Raw genomic sequence first — 16,614 nt, forward strand, 5'->3', positions numbered from 1 at the left:
TACGGATCACCGTGCCCGCCCGCCCGCACGCCCGCCTCCAGGAGCCCTTGTGCCGGATCAGCCCCCGCCCCCGCCGCCGCCCGCGTCCCCGTACACCGACTCGGTCCGCGCCTATTACGCCGCCCAGCCCTCCCCCCTCGTGGCCGCCACCGGGATCGTGCTGGACCCGCGCGGGCGGGTGCTCGTCCTCACCACCTCGTACAAGGCGGAGCTGGAGCTCCCGGGCGGGGGCGTGGAGGACACCGAGACCCCGGAGGAGGGGCTGGCCCGCGAGCTGAAGGAGGAGCTGGACCTGAGCGTGCCGGTGGGGCGGCTGCTCGCGGTGGACTCCCGCCCGCCGGGGCCCCTCGGGCGGTCCCTCGTCGTCCACGTCCACCTGGTCGGCCCGCTGACCCCCGAGGAGACCTCCGCGATCTCCTTCCCGGACGGGGAGGTCACCGAGGCGCGCTGGCTCACCCCCGAGGAGGCCTACGCGGCCCTGGACACCCGGAAGGCCGCCCGCCTGCGCGCCGCACTGGCGGCCCTGTACTCCGGCTCCCTCGCGCACCTGATCGAGGGCGTGCCGCAGCCCGGCTCCCCGGCCGGCTTCGACCCCGCGCGCCGGGCGGAGTTGGAACACGCGGGCGCCTACGACACCGCCGGCCACCGCGCCGCCCGCCCCAAGGCCCTCACGGCGGCGAGCATGGTGTTCACGGACTCCGCGGGCGGGGTCCTGCTGGTGCGGCCCGCGTACGGCGATCCGGACCACTGGAACCTCCCCGGCGGCGGCATCGACAGCGACCTCGGCGAGATCCCGCGCGCCGCGGCCCGCCGCGAGGTCCTCGAAGAGCTCGGCCTCGACCTCGCCCCGGGCCGGCTGCTCGCGGTCAACTGGTCCCACCGTCCCGGCTATCCGGCCCGGGTCCGCTTCCTCTACGACGGTGGCACCCTCGACGCCGCCGCCCTGGCCCGGATCCGCCTGCCCGAGGCGGAACTCCTCGCATGGCGCGCGGTCCCCCCGGCCGAACTGCGCCGCTACACCAAACCGTCCCTCCGCCGCCAGATCGAGGCCTCCCTCACGGCGCGCACCACCGCGGACGGCCCCGTCGAACTGCACGCGGGCCGGCCGGTGGACCGGACCGACAGCGCGTGAAGCGGCGCCGCCGGACGGTCCGGCGGCGCCGCTCGTGGTGCGGGGTGGGTCAGGTCAGAAGAGGTTGGTGACGCTGGTGGCCCAGCCGCTCGCGCCGACCAGCAGGGGCGCCCTGAAGCCGGTGAGACCACCCGGATAGAAGAGCAGGCAGCCGGTGGGGCAGGTGGTGGTGGCCGCCCTACCCCCGCTGGTGACGTAGTTCACCACGAGCTCGGGGTCGGCCGGAGTGGTGGCCCACAGGTCGCCCTGCTGGTCACCCGCCTTGGGCTGGAACTGCTTGTACGGGATGACCTGACCGTCGCTGGTGATCGTCTTGCTGACGACGGTGCCCTGGGCATTGCCCCGGCTGACTATCACCGGGCGCACGCCGGGCTGCCAGCCCCCGGCGGCGTAGGTGGCGCGGGGCGCGAGGCCGAACGTGCCGTCCGCGGCGATCCTGCCGGGATAGAGGTAGAGCTTCCCGTCGAGCTTGTTGCGGGCGAGGATGTCCTTCACGCCATCGCCGTTCTGATCCCCGATGCCGAGGATCGTGTAGCTCTTCCAGCTGGTGCCGCCGGTGAACGCGGGGCTCTTGAAGTCGAAGGGCTTGGTCTGGTCCGCGCTTCCGTCGGACAGGGTCCGGCCGGAATAGACGCGCAGGCGGGCGGCCGAGCAGGCGTCGTCCACACATTCGACGACGGCCAGGTCGTTGCCCTTCCTGAAGCCGTCATCCGTGCGCTGGTCCAGATCGCCGGGGGCGAGGATCTGCTGGAGCCGCCCCCAGCCCGCGGACCCGAGGCCGGCGGGCGGGGCCAGCTCCCGGCGGGTGGCGTACGAGGGGTCACCCTGACCATTGCCCGGATAGACGTACAGCTTGTTGTCGCTCAAGCGGGCCATGACGTCCTCGAAGCCGTCCGGTGCGGCCGAGGAGCCGGTGAATCCGACGAAGTCACCGCCGTGCGCGATCAGCGCACCCTTCCAGCCGGACTCCGCGACGACGCGCGACCGCACACGGCCGGCTCCGTTGCCGGCGTAGAAGCGCAGGCCGCCGTCGGCTTCGGGGCCGAGCAGGTCGACGAAGCCGTCGCCGTTGAGGTCGCCGAGGAGATCCGTGCGCGTCCCGTTCAGCGGAGTCTGCCCTGCCGCGTAGACGAAGGAGGCCGGGGACGTTGCCAGCGAGATGTCGGTGGTCGTCGAGCCGTTGCCCGCCTTGTCGAAAGCGCGGACCGCCAGCGTGTGCCGGGGCGACACCGTCAGGTTGACTTCGAGGGTGGCTTCCGTGGCGCCGTTGGCGAGCGGAATCCAGTTGTTCCCGCCGCAAGGAGGGCTGGACACGGAGAGGGGGTGGTCCATGGACCAGCAGAACCCGGCGAGGTCGGTGGCCGGATTCTTGAATTTGAGGCGCATCTTGGTGCGCACCGGCTGGGTGGTGAGGTCGCTGCCGTCCTCCTTGGTGACGGTGACGGGCTCGGCGGGCGCGTCCGCGTCGACGCTGAAGGCGCACGCGGCGGTGTAGGCGCTGTAGGCGCCCTCCTGGTCCTTCGCCCGGACCTTCCACTTGTAGCCGCCGGTGGGAAGGTTCCGGGCGAGGACCTTCGCCGTCGCCGTGCCGCCGCTGGGCACGGGGGTGACGTCGGAAACCGGTACGGCCGCACCCGCCGCGGTGGTGACGACGAACCGAGGGGTGACGGTCCCGCCGTCGTTGTCGCGCAGGCCCGCGGTCAGCACCAGGCCGCCGTTGCCCATCAGCCCGTTGCAGGGGACGGCCTTGTTGCCTTCGGCGGAAGGCACCCAGTTCCCTTCGAAGGCTCCGGAGCTGGTGACCTCGGGCTTGGTCGGGGTCGCCGCCGACGCGCCCGGTGCGGAGAGCAGGTCTGCCGCCGTGAGCGGGAGGATGAGCGTGAGAACGGCTATGAGTGCGCGGGGCACTCGTGCACCGGCTCTTCGGCGAGTCATGGGAATCGTGAGTCCTTCTGCGCATGTCCTGGTTGTGGATCATCGCAGGGTAGGGCACACACGTTCGCATGAGCGCAGCAATATCGGCGGGCGGCTACTTCGGCTCGGTCGCGAGCTGGATCAGGTTGCCGCAGGTGTCGTCGAGGACGGCGGTGGTGACGGGGCCCATCTCCAGCGGCTCCTGGGTGAAGCGGACGCCGAGGCCGCGCAGGCGCTCGTACTCCGCCGTGACGTCGTCGACGGCGAACTGGGCGAGCGGGATGCCGTCCTCGACGAGGGCGTCGCGGTAGGTCCTGGCGGCGGGGTGGCCGGCGGGTTCCAGGAGGAGTTCGGCGGCCCCGGGCTCCTCGGGGGAGACCACGGTCAGCCACCGGGCCCCTCCGCCCAGCGGGACGTCGTGCTTCTTCACGAACCCGAGGATCTCGGTGTAGAAGTGCAGGGCCTTGGCCTGGTCGTCGACGAAGACGCTGGTCATGTGGATCTTCACGGGGTGCTCTCTTCCGGTCCGGACGGGTCGGGCGCGCGCCACCGCTCGGCGATGTGCCGCAGCGGGGCGGTGTTCAGGTCATGGAACTTGTACCGGCCCTCCCGCCTCGTCTCGACGAGTCCGGCGGCCTCAAGCACCGCGAGGTGCTGGGAGACGCCCTGGCGCGAGATGCCGAGCTGGTGCTTCATCGTCAGCCGCGAGCAGATCTCGAACAGCGTCTGCCCGGACTTCTCCGCGAGCTCGTCGAGGATGGTGCGGCGGGTCGGGTCGGCCAGAGCTCTGAAGAGTTCGTCGGCCACCACCCCAGCATAGGCAAGCAGTGACTTGCCTATCAACTCGGGGAGACTGCCGAAGAAGAAGAGCGCCTAAGACCGGTGAATCCTTTTCGGGCCTCCCCGCCTCTTGTCCCCGTACCGGCCGAACGGGCCGACGGATCCAGGAGGAAACACCATGATGATCACCAGCCTCGTAGTGATCGGAGCCCTGCTCGTGGGCGCGTGCGGTTGGCACCTCGTCCGGCGCTACAAGAGCCGGGCCTGACCAGAGCCAGACGGGAGAACCTCCGGGAATGAGCCGTACATGAACCAACGCTTCACCTGGCCGGACGAGCGGCTGATCAGGGCCGCCCAGGACGGCGACGTCACCTCGCTCACCACCGTCGTCATGGAGTCACAGCCCCACGTGCGCAAGTTCGCCCTCTCGCTCTGCGCATCGCCCCAGGACGCGGAGGACGCGGCGCAGGAGGCGCTGATCATCCTCTACCGGAAGATCGGCACCCTGCGGGCCACGGGCGCCCTCGCGTCGTGGATGTTCCGGATCGTGCGCAACGAGTGCCTGCGGCAGCTACGACTGGTTGTCCCGCGGAGCGACGCGGCCGCGGCCCCGGACCATCCGGAGCCCGCGGAACCGTCCGCCGAGGACTCCGCGCTGCACCGGCTGGAGGCGGAGCGGGTCGCGGCCGCGATCAGCGCCCTGCCCCGTGACCAGCGCCAGGTCCTGATCCTGCGGGACGTCCAGGGCCTGCCCGGCAGGAGGGTCGCCGACGCGCTCGGCCTGAGCACGACCGCGATGAAATCGCGGCTGCACCGGGCCCGCGCGGCGCTGCGCCACTCCCTGGCGGCGATCGACCGACCAGTCGCACGAGCAGAAGGAGAGGCAGGGCGGTGAACAGGCTGAACACCGTGAAACCGGCACGGCCGACGGTACGGGGGACACCCGGCGTGAACTACGCCAGCAGGTCCGTCCCGCGCCACCTGGCGCGCGGCGCCATCGGCTTCGGGCTGATCATCGGATCGATCGCCCTGGTGCCCGTGGCCGGTCCGGTCACCCTGCTGGCGGCCCCACTGGCCCTCGTCGCCTTCCGCGGCTGCCCCACGTGCTGGATGGTCGGCCTGGCGCAGACCGTCTCGCGCGGCCGCCTGGAGCGCCGGTGCGCGGACGGCGCCTGCACCCTCGCCAAGCCCCCGCCTCCGCCTCCGCCGAGCGCTAGGGCTTGATGTTCTGGTTCAGGTGGAACAGGTTGCCCGGGTCGTAGGTCCTCTTGACCGCGACCAAACGGTCGTAATTGCCCTTGTAGTTGGCGCGGATGCGGTCCTGGTCGTCGTCCGCCATGAAGTTGACGTAGCCGCCCTCCTCCGAGTGCGGGGCGGTGGCCTCGTAGTAGTCGCGGACCCAGGCGGTGTTGGCCTCGTTGTCGGCGGGGTCCGGCCACATGCCGGCGATGACGGTGGCGAAGGAGGCGTCCCGGTAGGCGAAGGCCGTGGCCTCCGGGGCGACCCGGTGGCAGGCTCCGTTGATCGGGTAGATGTGGACCGTCGAGTTCACGGCGGGCACGCGGGGGCCGTGCACCAGGTGCGCCTCGATGGCCTCGTCGCTCAGCTCCGTCACGAAGTTGGCCTTCCAGTAGTGCTGGAGACCGGGCGGCACCAACGCGTCGAAGGCGCTGTTGAGTGCGGGATACGGCATGACCCCGACGTGCTCCGCGACCACCGGCGCGAAGTCGTGGAAGGGCTGGAGGGCGCGCTCGCCCTCCTCGACCGGGCCCGCCCAGCACGACACGATCAGAATGAAGGTGTCTCCGTGCCGGTCCTCGGGGATGAACGGCAGCGGCGGGGCGATCTGGAAGGCCGGGAACCCGCCGAGCTGCTCCGGCGCGTCGGCGATGAAGTCCCGGTAGGCGCGCAGCACGTCGCCGGCGCTGTCCAGCTCGTAGAGGATCGGGCCGCCGTAGATGTCCTTCACGGGGCTGAGCCGGAATTCGAGGGAGGTGACCGCGCCGAAGTTGCCGCCACCGCCGCGCAGCGCCCAGAAGAGGTCCTCGTGCTCCTGCTCGCTCGCCACGACGAGCTGTCCGTCCGCCGTCACCACATCAGCGGAGATCAGGTTGTCGCAGCTCAGGCCCAGGCCGCGGTCGAGGTAGCCGATGCCGCCGCCCAGGGTGAGGCCGCCGACGCCGGTGGTGGAGATGATCCCGCCGGTCGTCGCCAGACCGAAGGCGTGGGTGGCCGCGTTGAAGTCGCCCCAGGTCGCGCCACCCTCGGCGCGCGCCGTGCGCCGTACGGGGTCCACGCGGACGCCGCGCATCGCGGACAGGTCGGCGACCACGCCGTCGTCGCACGTGCCGAAGCCGGGCACGCTGTGCCCGCCGCCCCGGACGGCCAGGTCGAGCCCGTTCTCCCGGGCGTAGTCGACGGCGGCCATGACATCGCCCGCGTTGGCGCAGCGCACGACGGCGGCCGGCCGTCTGTCGATCATGGCGTTGTAGACCGTGCGGGCTTCGTCGTAGTCCTCGTCCCCCGGCGTGACGACGGTGCCGCGTACCCGTTGACTCAGCTGGTCCACAGTGAGCTTGCCCATGGCCATCGCTCCTCGCGCCCCGGCTCGGCTCGGTGTGACCTGCGGCGAGCCGCCCCGGGACTGTCTGCCGGTGAATAGGCCGCCCCCGTTTCACGCTACGCCGAATGGGTGGAGCGGCAATCCGGAGCCGGTGCGCGGGCCCCGGTGGACATCGCCCCCCTTGAGGCGTACTCAGGAAATAGCCCCATCCCTCTTCGGACCCCTTTGCCGACCTAGGCGGTAGTGGTCATGACCAGCACTCTTCGGGTCGATCCCGCCAACGCCGAACAGGCCCGCGCCTGGGACGGCCAGGAAGGCGCGTACTGGGCGGAACACGCCGATCGGTACGACCGTGCGATCGGCCCCCATCGCACGCACCTCCTCGCGGCGGCCGAGGTGTCCCCCACCGACCGGGTGCTGGACATCGGCTGCGGCACCGGCCAGACCACCCGCGACGCCGCGCGACGGGCGAGCGGCGGCCGGGCCCTGGGCGTGGACCTGTCGGCGGCGATGCTGCGCGTGGCACGGCAGCGAACGGTGGCCGAAGGACTGGACAACGCCGACTTCGTCCAGGCCGACGCCCAGGTCCACCCCTTCCCCTCCGCCGGGTTCGACCTGGCCGTCAGCCGCACCGGGACCATGTTCTTCGCCGACCCGGTCGCCGCCTTCCGCAACATCGCGGGCGCGCTGCGACCCGGCGGACGCCTCGTACAGCTGGTCTGGCAGGCACCGGCGGGCAACGAATGGTTCCTCTCGTTCACCCGCGCCCTGGCCGCCGGACGTCCGCCGCCCACGCCCGCACCCGACGCTCCCGGACCGTTCGGGCTCGCGGACCCGGAGCGGGTCCGGAGCGTCCTCACGACCGCCGGCTTCACCGATGTCCGGCTGGAAGCCCATACCGAGGCGATGTGGTTCGGCGAGGACGCCGACGACGCGGAGCGGTTCACGCTCGGCATGCTCGGCTGGATACTCGAAGGGCTCGACGACGAGGGCCGGCGGCGCGCCGTCGACGACCTGCGGGCCACCCTGACCGCTCACGACACCGCCGCCGGCGTCCTCTACGACTCGGCGGCCTGGATCATCCGGGCAGCCCGTCCGTAACGAAGGGCGTGGCCAAGGCCGTGGCGACCGGGCGACCGCCGAAAGCGGCCGGGCATGACAAAAGCCGTCCTCTCACGGATGAGAGAACGGCTTCCGACCTGCGTTTCCGCATGGTCGGGACGACAGGATTTGAACCTGCGACCCCTTGACCCCCAGTCAAGTGCGCTACCAAGCTGCGCCACGTCCCGATACGCGTTGACCTGGGGTTTCCCCTGTTTGAACGCGCAGGAGAACGATACCGCACTTCCGGAGGTGGTCGCGCGCACCTTTCCACTCCGCGGCGGGGCGGGCGAGGGCCGGTGGGGCGGCGGTTGACCTCAAGCGCGCTTGAGGTTGCACGATCGGTCCATGACACGGACAGCGACCGCGGACGTCCGGTTCCGCCACGAAGACCTCGGAGCCCTCATGGCCCTCATGACGGGGGCCGAGAAGCACGGCCCCGCCGCCACCTCCACGCTCGACGCGCTGTGGGTGCTCTACGACCGGATCCTGCGGGTCGAACCCGGCAGCGCCGAGGATCCGGGACGGGACCGGTTCTGCTGTCGAAGGGGCACGGACCGATGGCCTACTACGCGGTCCTCGCCGCCAAGGGGTTCTTCCCGGTCGAGTGGCTCAGCGGGTTCGGCGCGTACGACTCGCCCCTCGGGCACCACCCGGACCGCACCCTGATCCCCGGAGTGGAGATCGGCAGCGGTTCCCTCGGGCACGGGCTGCCGCTCGCCGTGGGGAACGCGCTCGGGCTGCGGGCCCAGGGGCTCACCGACCCGGCCGTGTGGGTGCTGATCGGGGACGCGGAGCTGGACGAGGGAAGCAACCACGAGGCGCTCGCGTACGCCGGCTCGGCGGGGCTGGAGCGGTTGCACACCATCGTGATCGACAACGACTCCGCGACCCACGGCTGGCAGGGCGGCATCGCCTCCCGTTTCGAGGCCGCCGGCTGGTCCGCGGTCACCGTGGACGGCCGGGACCACGCGGCACTGCACACGGCGTACGCCACACCTCACCCGGGCCGGCCGCACGCCGTGATCGCCCGGGTCGAGAAGAAGCACTGAAGAGCGCCGAAGAGCACTGAAGAAGCACGGCCCAAGCAGTCGAAGCAGGCGAAGCGGGCGAAGCAGGAGCGATCTCCGAGGGGGAGACATGGACACCATGCGCGAGCGGTTCATTTCGGTCACATCACGGGCACTCGACGAGGATCCCCGCCTGGCCGTCGTCCTGGCCGAGATCACCATGGACGGCTTCCGGCCCGCCCAGGAGCGCCATCCGGACCGCGTGATCAACGTGGGCATCCGCGAGCAGCTGCTGGTCGGCGTGGGCGGCGGCCTGGCCCTCACGGGGCTGCGCCCGGTGGTGCACACCTTCGCCAGCTTCCTGGTGGAGCGGCCCTTCGAGCAGGTCAAGCTCGACTTCGGGCACCAGGGCACGGGCGGGGTCCTCGTCAGCGCGAGCGCGAGCTACGACTGGCCCGCCGGCGGGTTCACCCACATGGCGCCGGGCGACGTGGCCCTGCTCGACACCCTGGACGGATGGACCGTGCACGTCCCGGGCCACCCGGACGAGGCCGAGGCGCTGTTGCGCCACGCCTACGCCGCCGGGGACGACAAGGTCTACGTCCGGCTCTCCGCACAGTCGAACACGGCGGCCCGTCCCATCGCCGGCCTGCGCTTCCAGACCGTACGGGAGGGTCGTGCGGGCGTCGTCGTCGCCGTCGGGCCCCTGCTCGACAACGTCCTCGCCGCGACCGAGGGCATGGATGTGAGCGTGCTGTACGCGCCGACCGTACGGCCCTTCGACGACGCGGCACTGCGCACCGCCGTCGGGCACGGCCCGGCCGACGTGGTGCTGGTCGAGCCGTACCTCGCGGGCACCTCCACGGCCGCCGCGAACCGGGCACTCGAAGCGGTCCCGCACCGGGTGCTCGGCCTCGGGGTGGGCCGGGCCGAGCTGCGCCGCTACGGCACGGTGGACGAGCACACGGCGGCCCACGGACTCGACCCGGCCTCGCTGCGCGCGCGGATCGCCGCCTTCACTCCGCGGTGAGCGGCCCCTTCGGCCCCCCTCCGCCCCCTCCGCCCCCTACGGCCCCTTCGGCCCCGAGCGGTCCAGCTCCGGATGGGCGGCCGCCAGGCGCTTGGGGGCCGCCTGCCGCCAGGAGTCGGTCAGGATCGAGCGCAGCTCCGCGGCGTCCTCCACCGCCGCCAGCCGGACCCGGAGCCAGTCGTAGTTGTCGTCGTGGCCGGGCCGCAGGAAGAACTTCTCCGGCTCCGCGGCGATCAGTTCCGCACGGTCCTCCCGGGGACACTTCACCCCGATCGAGGTGTCGTCGTCGCCGAGCGCCACGAAGATCTTCCCGCTCTTCCCGTTGGCTCCGCCCACCCTGAACGTGGGCATGCCCCAGGCGAGTTTCTCGCTGCTCTCCGGGAACGACAGCGCGATCTCCCGGACGTCCTCCGCCGTCGTGGCCATCCCCCGACTCCTCTCCGACACGGGCCCGCACACGGGCACGGATGGTGCCTCGTCTCCGACCGTAGACCCGGGCACTGACATTCACCCCCGGGCCGCGCGGTCCTCCCGTTCGTGCAGCAGCTCCACCAGCTCCGCCGCCAGCTCCTTCACGGCCGCGAGCCCCGCCAGCCCCCACCGCCTGGGCACCACGTCCACCGCGCACACCGTCCCCAGGACGATCCCGCGCCGGTCGGTCAGCGGCGCTCCCGCATAGGACCGCACGCCGCTCTCGTCCACGACGGCGTTGCCCGCGAAGCGCGCGAAGTCCCGTACGTCCTCCAGCACCAGCGCGCGCCGCCGTACCACCACGTGCGGGCAGTACCCGTGGTCCCGGGGGAGCGTCCGCGCCGGATAGCCGCTCGCCGGGGCGTCGGCCGCGTGGTGCAGGCCGGCGAAGAACTGCCGTTCCTCGCTGATGAAGTTGACGCCCGCGTAGGGCGCCGCGAGTTCGTCCGCGACCCGCCGCGCGAAGGCGTCCAGCTCGCCGTCCGTCCGCTCCCCCAGCCCCAGTTCGCGCAGGCGCAGTACGCGCGCGGGCGCCTCCCGGTCCACCGGTGTGAGCAGCAGGTGTCCGGTCGATTCGTAGTACGTCATGGTGTCTCCCCCACATCACGTCACTCCGCGCGCCGCGCGGACCTCATGGACATCTCGTACTCCGGGTACCTCGCACGCGTCGGGTGCGACCCGTCGAGCAGGTGGTGGACCAGGGCTGCCAGCACCCCCGTTCCGGAGCTCCGCAGGCGGGCGTCGCAGCGCACGACGGGCACCTGCGCGCCGATCCCCATGGCGTCCCGCACCTCGCCGGGGGTGTAGCGGTGCCCGCCGTCGAACTCGTTGACGGCGACGATGAAGCCGACTCCCCGGCGCTCGAAGAAGTCCACGGCGGGGAAGCAGTCGGCGAGGCGGCGCGTGTCGGCGAGCACCACCGCCCCGAGCGCGCCCGCGCACAGCTCCTCCCACAGGAACCAGAAGCGCTGCTGGCCTGGGGTGCCGAAGAGGTAGAGCACGTTGCGCTCGTCCAGGGTGATCCGGCCGAAGTCGAGTGCCACGGTCGTCGTCGTCTTCGCCTCGACCCCGTCGAGCGGGTCGGCGGCCTCGCCCGGTCCGCTCAGCAGCTCCTCCGTGCTGAGCGGTTCGATCTCGCTCACCGCGCCCACGAAGGTGGTCTTGCCCGCCCCGAACCCGCCCGCGACCAGGATCTTCAAGGTCGCCGAGGTTCCGCGGGCGGCCGGGTCAGAGCCGTTTGCGCAGGCCATCGAGCACCGCCCGGAGCAGGGACTGGTCGTCGTCGGCGAAGGAGCCGCCGGTCGGGAAGCAGGGCGCCCGCACCGTCACGGCCCCTTGTTCCATCAGGTCGCCGAGGACGACCTTGACCACCACCGCCGGCAGCCGCAGGTGTCCGGCCACCTCGGCGACGGTGACCGCGGCCGAGCCGGCGCAGAGCCGGAGCGCGAGGACGTGCTCGGCGCCGAGGGGGACGCGCGGGCGCACGCCGGTCGCCGTCACCAGCGAGAGCAGGTCGAGGGCGACGGACGCTCGCGTCCGCCCGCCGCTCGCGGTGTACGGACGGATGACCCGGCCCGCCGAATCGTCCAGCCACGGCGCGTCGCGCGGTCCCCCCGCTGCCGTCGCCCCCCTGGCGCGGGCCCTCATCGCTCCGTGTCGGCGGCGGGCCGCCTCGGCGGGGCGGCCAGGTACGGGCGGACGCTCTTGACCAGCATGGCCATCTCGTAGCCGAGCACGCCCGCGTCGGCCTCCCGGTCGGCCAGTACGGCCAGACAGGTGCCGGATCCGGCCGCCGAGACGAAGACGAGGGCGGTGTCGAGCTCGACCACCACCTGCCGGACCTCGGCGCCCTCCGCGAACCGGGACCCGGCGCTGCGTCCCAGGGCGTACAGCCCGGAGGCGAGGGCCGCCAGGTGGTCGGCGCTGTCGGCGTCGAGTCCGTGCAGGCAGGTGACGAGCCCGTCGGCGGTCAGCAGCACCGCGCTGCGCGTGTACGGAACCCGCTGGACCAGGCCGCTGAGCAGCCAGTCCAGGTCCGAGAGCCGGGTGGTCGTCGTGCTGGTCGTGGCTGCCGTGCTGATCGTGGTCGTCGTACTGATCGTGGTCGCCGCTTCGCCGCCCATGGGGGTGCGCTCCTTAGCTGTCGGGTGAGGGGCCGGGGTCACGTCTGGTGCTCCGACTGGGCGAGGCCGAAGCCCCGTTGGAAGGCGGCCATCAGGCCGGGGTCGTGTACGGGCCGCTCCGCGCCCTCGCCGTCGCCCGGCCGGGGTGCGGGGGCCTCGCGCAGCTGGGGCACGAGGTGCTCCTGGGCCCGCCGGCGGGGCAGCGGCGGCCGCTCGCCGCCGTCCCTGGCGGCGGGTACGGCGGAGAGCGGCGGCGCGGGGGGCGCCGCCACGACGGTCCTCACGCCGGCGTCGCGGCCCGGCGCGACCGGCGGGGCACCGGAGGGCTCCGGCACCCCGGGCAGAGGCACCCGTACGGGCTCCAGCCGTGGCGCTCCCGCCCCCTCGCCGGTCCCCCAGGCGGTGGCCCGGGAGCCGCCCAGGGCGTCGGCGGCGCTCGGCGCGTCGGCCCCCAACAGCTCCTGGGGCAGGACCAGTACGGCGAGCACGCCGCCGTAGATGTTCGACTTGAGTTCCACGGCGATCCCGTGCCTGCGGGCCAGCGCGGAGACGACGAACAGGCCGATCCGCCCGTCGGCCAGCAGGTGCCGGACGCTGATCTGGTCGGGGTCGCCGAGCAGGGCGTTCATCCGGTGCGCTTCCTCCGGCGGCATGCCGAGGCCCCGGTCCTCCACCTCGACGGCGATCCCGGCCGTGACCCGCTCCGCGCGCACCACGACGTCGGTGTCGGGCGCGGAGAACACGGTGGCGTTCTCGACCAGTTCGGCCAGCAGGTGCACGACGTCGGCGACGGCGTGGCCCCGTACGGAACCGCCCGCGGGGGGCACCACTTTGACGCGGGTGTACTGCTCGACCTCCGCGACCGAGGAGCGCAGCACCTCGCTCAGATCGACGGGCCGGGTCCACTGGCGGCGCGAGGCCGCTCCGCCGAGCACCGCGAGGTTCTCCGCGTGGCGCCGGATCCGGGTGGCGAGGTGGTCGACGTGGAAGAGCTCCTTGAGCAGGTCCGGGTCCTCGACCGTGTCCTCCAGGTCGTCCAGCAGCGAGATCTCCCGGTGCACGAGGGACTGGAGGCGGCGGGCGAGGTTGACGAAGACCTCGACCTTGCGGTCGCTGTCGGAGGGCGTGACGGGTCCGCCGAGGCGGACCAGGGTCGCGTGGGCCTGTTCGCGGGCGCCGCGCAGTTCCTGGGCCAGCAGCCAGAACTCGTCGACGCCCGCCGTCTCGGGGCCGAAGGACGGCGCGGCCGGCACGCCGCGCAGCGGGCGCGCGGGCAGCTCGCCGCGCTCCAGCCGGTCGGCGGTGGTGTGCAGCTCCTGGCGGCCGCGGACGCTGGAGCGGCGCAGGGCCTCGCAGCGGTCGCGGACGGTCTTGGCCGCGCGCTGGGCCCCGAGCAGGGCGGCCGCGAGCGCGCCCGCGAAGAGCAGCGCGCAGCCGCTGAGCACGGGCCACAGCCGGGGGTCCCGGGCGCCCGCGCCGCCGCCGAGCTGGAGCGCGAAGATCACCGCGGCGGCGCCGCTGAGCCCGGCGGCCAGCGTGGGCAGCAGGGCGGCGCGGATCAGCTGGGGCCGTATCTGCCGACCGGGACCGGTGACGGCGTGTCTCGACGGGGAGTGGCGGGCGGCGCGGAGTCCGGACATCGGCGTCCTCGGTATGTGGGGCCCGGCCCCCGGGCTTCCCGGGATCCGGTGTTGATCACCGGATACCCACGCTAGACCGCATGCTCGGCCCCAGGACGGCCAGTTGGGGAACTTCGCCCGGGTGCTTCCCGCTCCCGATGGAGCGCTCGCACGACAGCCCGAATGCGCCGGGAGCGCGCACTCCCCGGCGCTCCGCGGGCACGCGCCCTCTCCCGGAGCCCCCGCCCGCACCTCGGCCCCCTTCCGCCCCAGCGACGGCGGCCGACTACCCGGGAGTCACACACACCACTTCGGCAGATGCGGCCCGATTTGAAGAATCTCCCCAGTAGATGCAGCCGTAAGAGACTGTTAGAGTCCGCATGCGCCGCTCACGAAAGAGCGGCGAAATGGCCGGTCCATGTCCCGGTCTGCCCCTGAGCGGCGTACATCCGCGAGGCAGACAGCCGTTGTGATGCCGTGACAGCTCCGCACCGACGACGCCCGTGCGCACCGGACCCGCCCATCGCCTATCAGTTGGGGAGATCTCCATGACCGCAGGACCGCTGCGCCGCTTCGCCGCGGGCAGGACACTGGCCCTGGGCGCCGTACTGGCCCTGGCCCTACCGGGAACCGCCTACGCCAACACCGTGAGCGTGACCGTGAAGACCCCCGGGGCCACCAGCGGACCCGCCACCGGCAACTCCGAGATATCGACGCACGCGGACTGCGCCTCCGGCCTGGCCTCCGGCGGCGGTGTCAACCAGGCCATCGGCACCGGCGCGAGCGTGAACGGCAACCACGTCAACGGCACCTCGCCCAGCTCCGACGGCACCACCGAGTACACCGGCTCCACCGGCGTGGTCGGCACGGACGTGACGCACTGGCTCGGCATCGGCGGAAGCGGCGGCCAGGTCAACGCCTCCTTCTCCACCACGCCCTACGCGATGTGCTTCACCAGCAACCTGATCAACCACACCCAGGTCGTCATGAACAAGGCCAACACCCCCACCGCGGGGGCGACGGCGGGCCGCGTCACGGCGACCTGCCCGGCCAACACCCGCCTGCTCGGCGGCGGCGCCCGGACCACCCCTGGCAACACGGGCAGCCTCAAGGTGATCGCGAGCTTCCCCACCTTCGACAACTCCGCCCACAGCTACGGCGCGAGGGCCGCGGCGAACGGGGAGACCAACCCCGACTCCTGGTCGGCGGTCGGCTGGGACTCCGGTGCCAACGCCGGCGACTACACCTACGCCTACGCGATCTGCAGCGGAAGCGGCATCACCGTCACCGGCGCCACGGTGACGGTCCGCTACGCCGAGGTGAGCGGCCCGACCTCCGGGAGCACCGGCCAGACGGCGACCGTGGGCTGCGGCGGCAACGACGGGAAGCTGGTCAGCGGCGGTGCCGCGATCAGCGCGGGCAGCGTGACCACCACCGACTTCACCGGTCCGGGCTCGGGCGGCGACCACCTCAACGGAAGCTTCCCCAGCACCTCCGGCGGGGCCGCCGTCGCCGACGGGACCACCACGGCGGCGTACTGGACGGCCGCCTCCCACACCGGAGGCCAGTCCTCGCCCGGCACCGACACCGCGGTCTGGGCGCTGTGCGCCGACGACGGCGTCTGAGGCAGCGGTTCCGGACGGCCCGCCCCCGCCCCGCGCCGCACCTGACATAGAGAGAGAATCCGATGAGCGCCACACTCCGGCGGGCTTCGACCGCCGCCACCACCGGCAAGGCCCTGCTCCTGGCCGCCCTGTTGACCATGGCCGTACCGGGATCCGCGTACGCCAAGACCGCCGACGTCACCGTCAGCGTCCCCGGAGCCACCATGGGCCCCACGACCGGTTTCGCCGAGGTCTCCTCGCGGGCGGATTGCGGGCGCGGCCCCGTCTCCGGCGGCGGGATCCTCCAGGCCATCGGCGACGACGAGAACTCCAACGGCAGTCACGTGATGGGCATGGCGCCCAGCGCCGACGGCATCACCGAGTACGCCGGCACCCCGGGCGGCGTCGGCCTCGACGCCGCGCACTGGCTGGCGTTCGGCGGGACCGGGGCCCGTAGCAACGCCGACCTCTCCACCACCTCCTACGCGATGTGCCTGCGCTCCAACCTGATCCGGCACACCCAGGTGGTGATGAACAACGCCCTCGGGCCCTCCACCTCGCAATCGGCCCGTCTGGTGACGGCGACCTGCCCGGCCGGCACGGTCCTGATCGGCGGCGGCGCCCGCACCACCCCGGCCAGTGCGGGCAGCCTGAAGCCCATCGCGAGCTTCCCCACGTTCAGCGACGCCGAGCACCACTTCGGCTCGATCGCCGCCGGTGACGGCGAGAACGGCCCCGACTCCTGGACCGCGGTCGGGGGGATCGGCGGCGGGCGCGGCCCGGACAACATGACCTTCGCCTACGCGATCTGCGGCGCGGGCGGCACCGATCTCAAGCACGTCTCCACGACGGTCCGCTTCCGTGAGGTCAGCGGCCCGGACACGGGCTCCACGGGGCAGACGGCGACGGTCGGCTGCTCCCGCGCCGACGGGCAGCTGGTCAGCGGGTGCGCCGCCATCAGCGGCGGCAACGTGACCACCACCGACTTCGCCAAGGCGACCTCGGGCGGCCCCCACCTCAACGGCAGCTTCCCCAGCGACGCCGCGGGCACCCCGGCCGGCGACGGAGCGTCCGATCCGTCGCACTGGACCGCCTTCACCCACAGCGGCGGCTCGGCCTCCCCCGGCAGCTACTCCGACGTCTGGGCGCTGTGCCTGGACGTGCGGCACGGGCACAAGCCGTAGCTCTGCTCGGCTCCTCCGGCTCCCCCGGCACAACGGGCTACCCCGGCGCAACCGAAGAGCGGGACTTCCTGATCCAGGAGGTC

18 protein-coding genes, 1 tRNA gene and 1 pseudogene are annotated in these 16,614 nt (G+C 72.7%); 9 read left to right on the forward strand and 11 right to left on the reverse strand.

The features are described from left to right. The first annotated feature begins 49 nt into the window (after nt 1-49). Nucleotides 50-1,132, forward strand: coding sequence for an NUDIX domain-containing protein (locus tag OG730_RS06050; RefSeq protein WP_327303214.1), 1,083 nt, complete (start codon nt 50-52; stop codon nt 1,130-1,132). Nucleotides 1,133-1,186: 54 nt separating this feature from the next. On the opposite strand, the gene OG730_RS06055 is transcribed toward OG730_RS06050, so the two are convergent. From OG730_RS06055 to OG730_RS06065, 3 genes are all read right to left on the reverse strand, one after another. Next, nucleotides 1,187-3,040, reverse strand: a complete 1,854-nt coding sequence (locus OG730_RS06055) for a hypothetical protein (protein WP_327303215.1) — start codon at nt 3,038-3,040, stop codon at nt 1,187-1,189. Between the two features lie 121 nt (nt 3,041-3,161). Next, nucleotides 3,162-3,554 carry a VOC family protein gene (locus OG730_RS06060; RefSeq protein ID WP_327303216.1) on the reverse strand — a complete coding sequence of 131 codons (393 nt, stop codon included), beginning with the start codon at nt 3,552-3,554 and terminating at the stop codon, nt 3,162-3,164. Then, the gene (locus OG730_RS06065; protein ID WP_327303217.1) at nt 3,551-3,853 is read right to left on the reverse strand and encodes an ArsR/SmtB family transcription factor; all 303 of its coding nucleotides are present in this window, start codon (nt 3,851-3,853) and stop codon (nt 3,551-3,553) included. Before OG730_RS06065 ends, OG730_RS06060 begins: the two co-directional genes overlap by 4 nt. Before the next feature lie 151 nt (nt 3,854-4,004). On the opposite strand from OG730_RS06065, the gene OG730_RS06070 reads away from it, so the two are divergent. The 3 genes from OG730_RS06070 to OG730_RS06080 are packed head-to-tail and all read left to right on the forward strand — an operon-like array spanning nt 4,005 to nt 5,050. Then, nucleotides 4,005-4,094 carry an LPXTG cell wall anchor domain-containing protein gene (locus OG730_RS06070; protein WP_327303218.1) on the forward strand — a complete coding sequence of 30 codons (90 nt, stop codon included), beginning with the start codon at nt 4,005-4,007 and terminating at the stop codon, nt 4,092-4,094. A gap of 39 nt (nt 4,095-4,133) precedes the next feature. Further along, nucleotides 4,134-4,721 carry an RNA polymerase sigma factor gene (locus tag OG730_RS06075; protein ID WP_327303219.1) on the forward strand — a complete coding sequence of 196 codons (588 nt, stop codon included), beginning with the start codon at nt 4,134-4,136 and terminating at the stop codon, nt 4,719-4,721. A 5-nt stretch (nt 4,722-4,726) separates the two neighbouring features. Continuing rightward, nucleotides 4,727-5,050 (forward strand): hypothetical protein, encoded by a 324-nt coding sequence (locus OG730_RS06080; RefSeq protein WP_442815175.1) that lies wholly within the window; start codon nt 4,727-4,729, stop codon nt 5,048-5,050. Here OG730_RS06080 and OG730_RS06085 read toward each other — a convergent pair. After that, a complete protein-coding gene (locus OG730_RS06085; protein ID WP_327303221.1) occupies nt 5,040-6,410 on the reverse strand; it encodes an FAD-binding oxidoreductase in 1,371 nt (456 codons plus the stop codon). The two genes, OG730_RS06080 and OG730_RS06085, sit on opposite strands and share 11 nt — an antisense overlap. A gap of 228 nt (nt 6,411-6,638) precedes the next feature. On the opposite strand from OG730_RS06085, the gene OG730_RS06090 reads away from it, so the two are divergent. Next, nucleotides 6,639-7,490 (forward strand): class I SAM-dependent methyltransferase, encoded by an 852-nt coding sequence (locus tag OG730_RS06090; RefSeq protein ID WP_327303222.1) that lies wholly within the window; start codon nt 6,639-6,641, stop codon nt 7,488-7,490. 111 nt (nt 7,491-7,601) lie between these two features. On the opposite strand, the gene OG730_RS06095 is transcribed toward OG730_RS06090, so the two are convergent. Next, nucleotides 7,602-7,678: transfer RNA gene (locus OG730_RS06095), tRNA-Pro, on the reverse strand. A gap of 160 nt (nt 7,679-7,838) precedes the next feature. On the opposite strand from OG730_RS06095, the pseudogene OG730_RS06100 reads away from it, so the two are divergent. Together OG730_RS06100 and OG730_RS06105 are read left to right on the forward strand one after the other, a co-directional pair. Further along, a pseudogene (locus OG730_RS06100) lies at nt 7,839-8,542 on the forward strand (transketolase). A gap of 88 nt (nt 8,543-8,630) precedes the next feature. Further along, the gene (locus OG730_RS06105; protein WP_327303223.1) at nt 8,631-9,530 is read left to right on the forward strand and encodes a transketolase family protein; all 900 of its coding nucleotides are present in this window, start codon (nt 8,631-8,633) and stop codon (nt 9,528-9,530) included. Between the two features lie 36 nt (nt 9,531-9,566). Here OG730_RS06105 and OG730_RS06110 read toward each other — a convergent pair whose 3' ends face one another. From OG730_RS06110 to OG730_RS06135, 6 genes are all read right to left on the reverse strand, one after another. Beyond that, on the reverse strand, nt 9,567-9,956 hold the full coding sequence (locus tag OG730_RS06110; RefSeq protein WP_327303224.1) for an MmcQ/YjbR family DNA-binding protein: 390 nt from the start codon (nt 9,954-9,956) through the stop codon (nt 9,567-9,569). An 81-nt stretch (nt 9,957-10,037) separates the two neighbouring features. Continuing rightward, nucleotides 10,038-10,589 carry a GAF domain-containing protein gene (locus tag OG730_RS06115; RefSeq protein ID WP_327303225.1) on the reverse strand — a complete coding sequence of 184 codons (552 nt, stop codon included), beginning with the start codon at nt 10,587-10,589 and terminating at the stop codon, nt 10,038-10,040. Nucleotides 10,590-10,609: 20 nt separating this feature from the next. Continuing rightward, entirely contained in the window at nt 10,610-11,251 is a 642-nt protein-coding gene (locus OG730_RS06120; protein WP_327303226.1) for a GTP-binding protein, read from the reverse strand. Next, nucleotides 11,229-11,648 (reverse strand): DUF742 domain-containing protein, encoded by a 420-nt coding sequence (locus OG730_RS06125; RefSeq protein WP_327303227.1) that lies wholly within the window; start codon nt 11,646-11,648, stop codon nt 11,229-11,231. Before OG730_RS06125 ends, OG730_RS06120 begins: the two co-directional genes overlap by 23 nt. Further along, nucleotides 11,645-12,124, reverse strand: coding sequence for a roadblock/LC7 domain-containing protein (locus OG730_RS06130; protein WP_327303228.1), 480 nt, complete (start codon nt 12,122-12,124; stop codon nt 11,645-11,647). The genes OG730_RS06125 and OG730_RS06130 overlap by 4 nt, the downstream gene beginning before the upstream one ends. A gap of 38 nt (nt 12,125-12,162) precedes the next feature. Further along, nucleotides 12,163-13,764, reverse strand: coding sequence for a sensor histidine kinase (locus OG730_RS06135; RefSeq protein WP_327303229.1), 1,602 nt, complete (start codon nt 13,762-13,764; stop codon nt 12,163-12,165). A 527-nt stretch (nt 13,765-14,291) separates the two neighbouring features. Here OG730_RS06135 and OG730_RS06140 point away from each other — a divergent pair. Together OG730_RS06140 and OG730_RS06145 are read left to right on the forward strand one after the other, a co-directional pair. Beyond that, the gene (locus OG730_RS06140; RefSeq protein WP_327303230.1) at nt 14,292-15,368 is read left to right on the forward strand and encodes a hypothetical protein; all 1,077 of its coding nucleotides are present in this window, start codon (nt 14,292-14,294) and stop codon (nt 15,366-15,368) included. A gap of 62 nt (nt 15,369-15,430) precedes the next feature. Further along, complete coding sequence (locus tag OG730_RS06145) at nt 15,431-16,531, forward strand: hypothetical protein (RefSeq protein ID WP_327303231.1); 1,101 nt, start codon at nt 15,431-15,433, stop codon at nt 16,529-16,531. Nucleotides 16,532-16,614: the final 83 nt, after the last annotated feature.

The organism is Streptomyces sp. NBC_01298, from assembly GCF_035978755.1.
Lineage (GTDB): Bacteria > Actinomycetota > Actinomycetes > Streptomycetales > Streptomycetaceae > Streptomyces.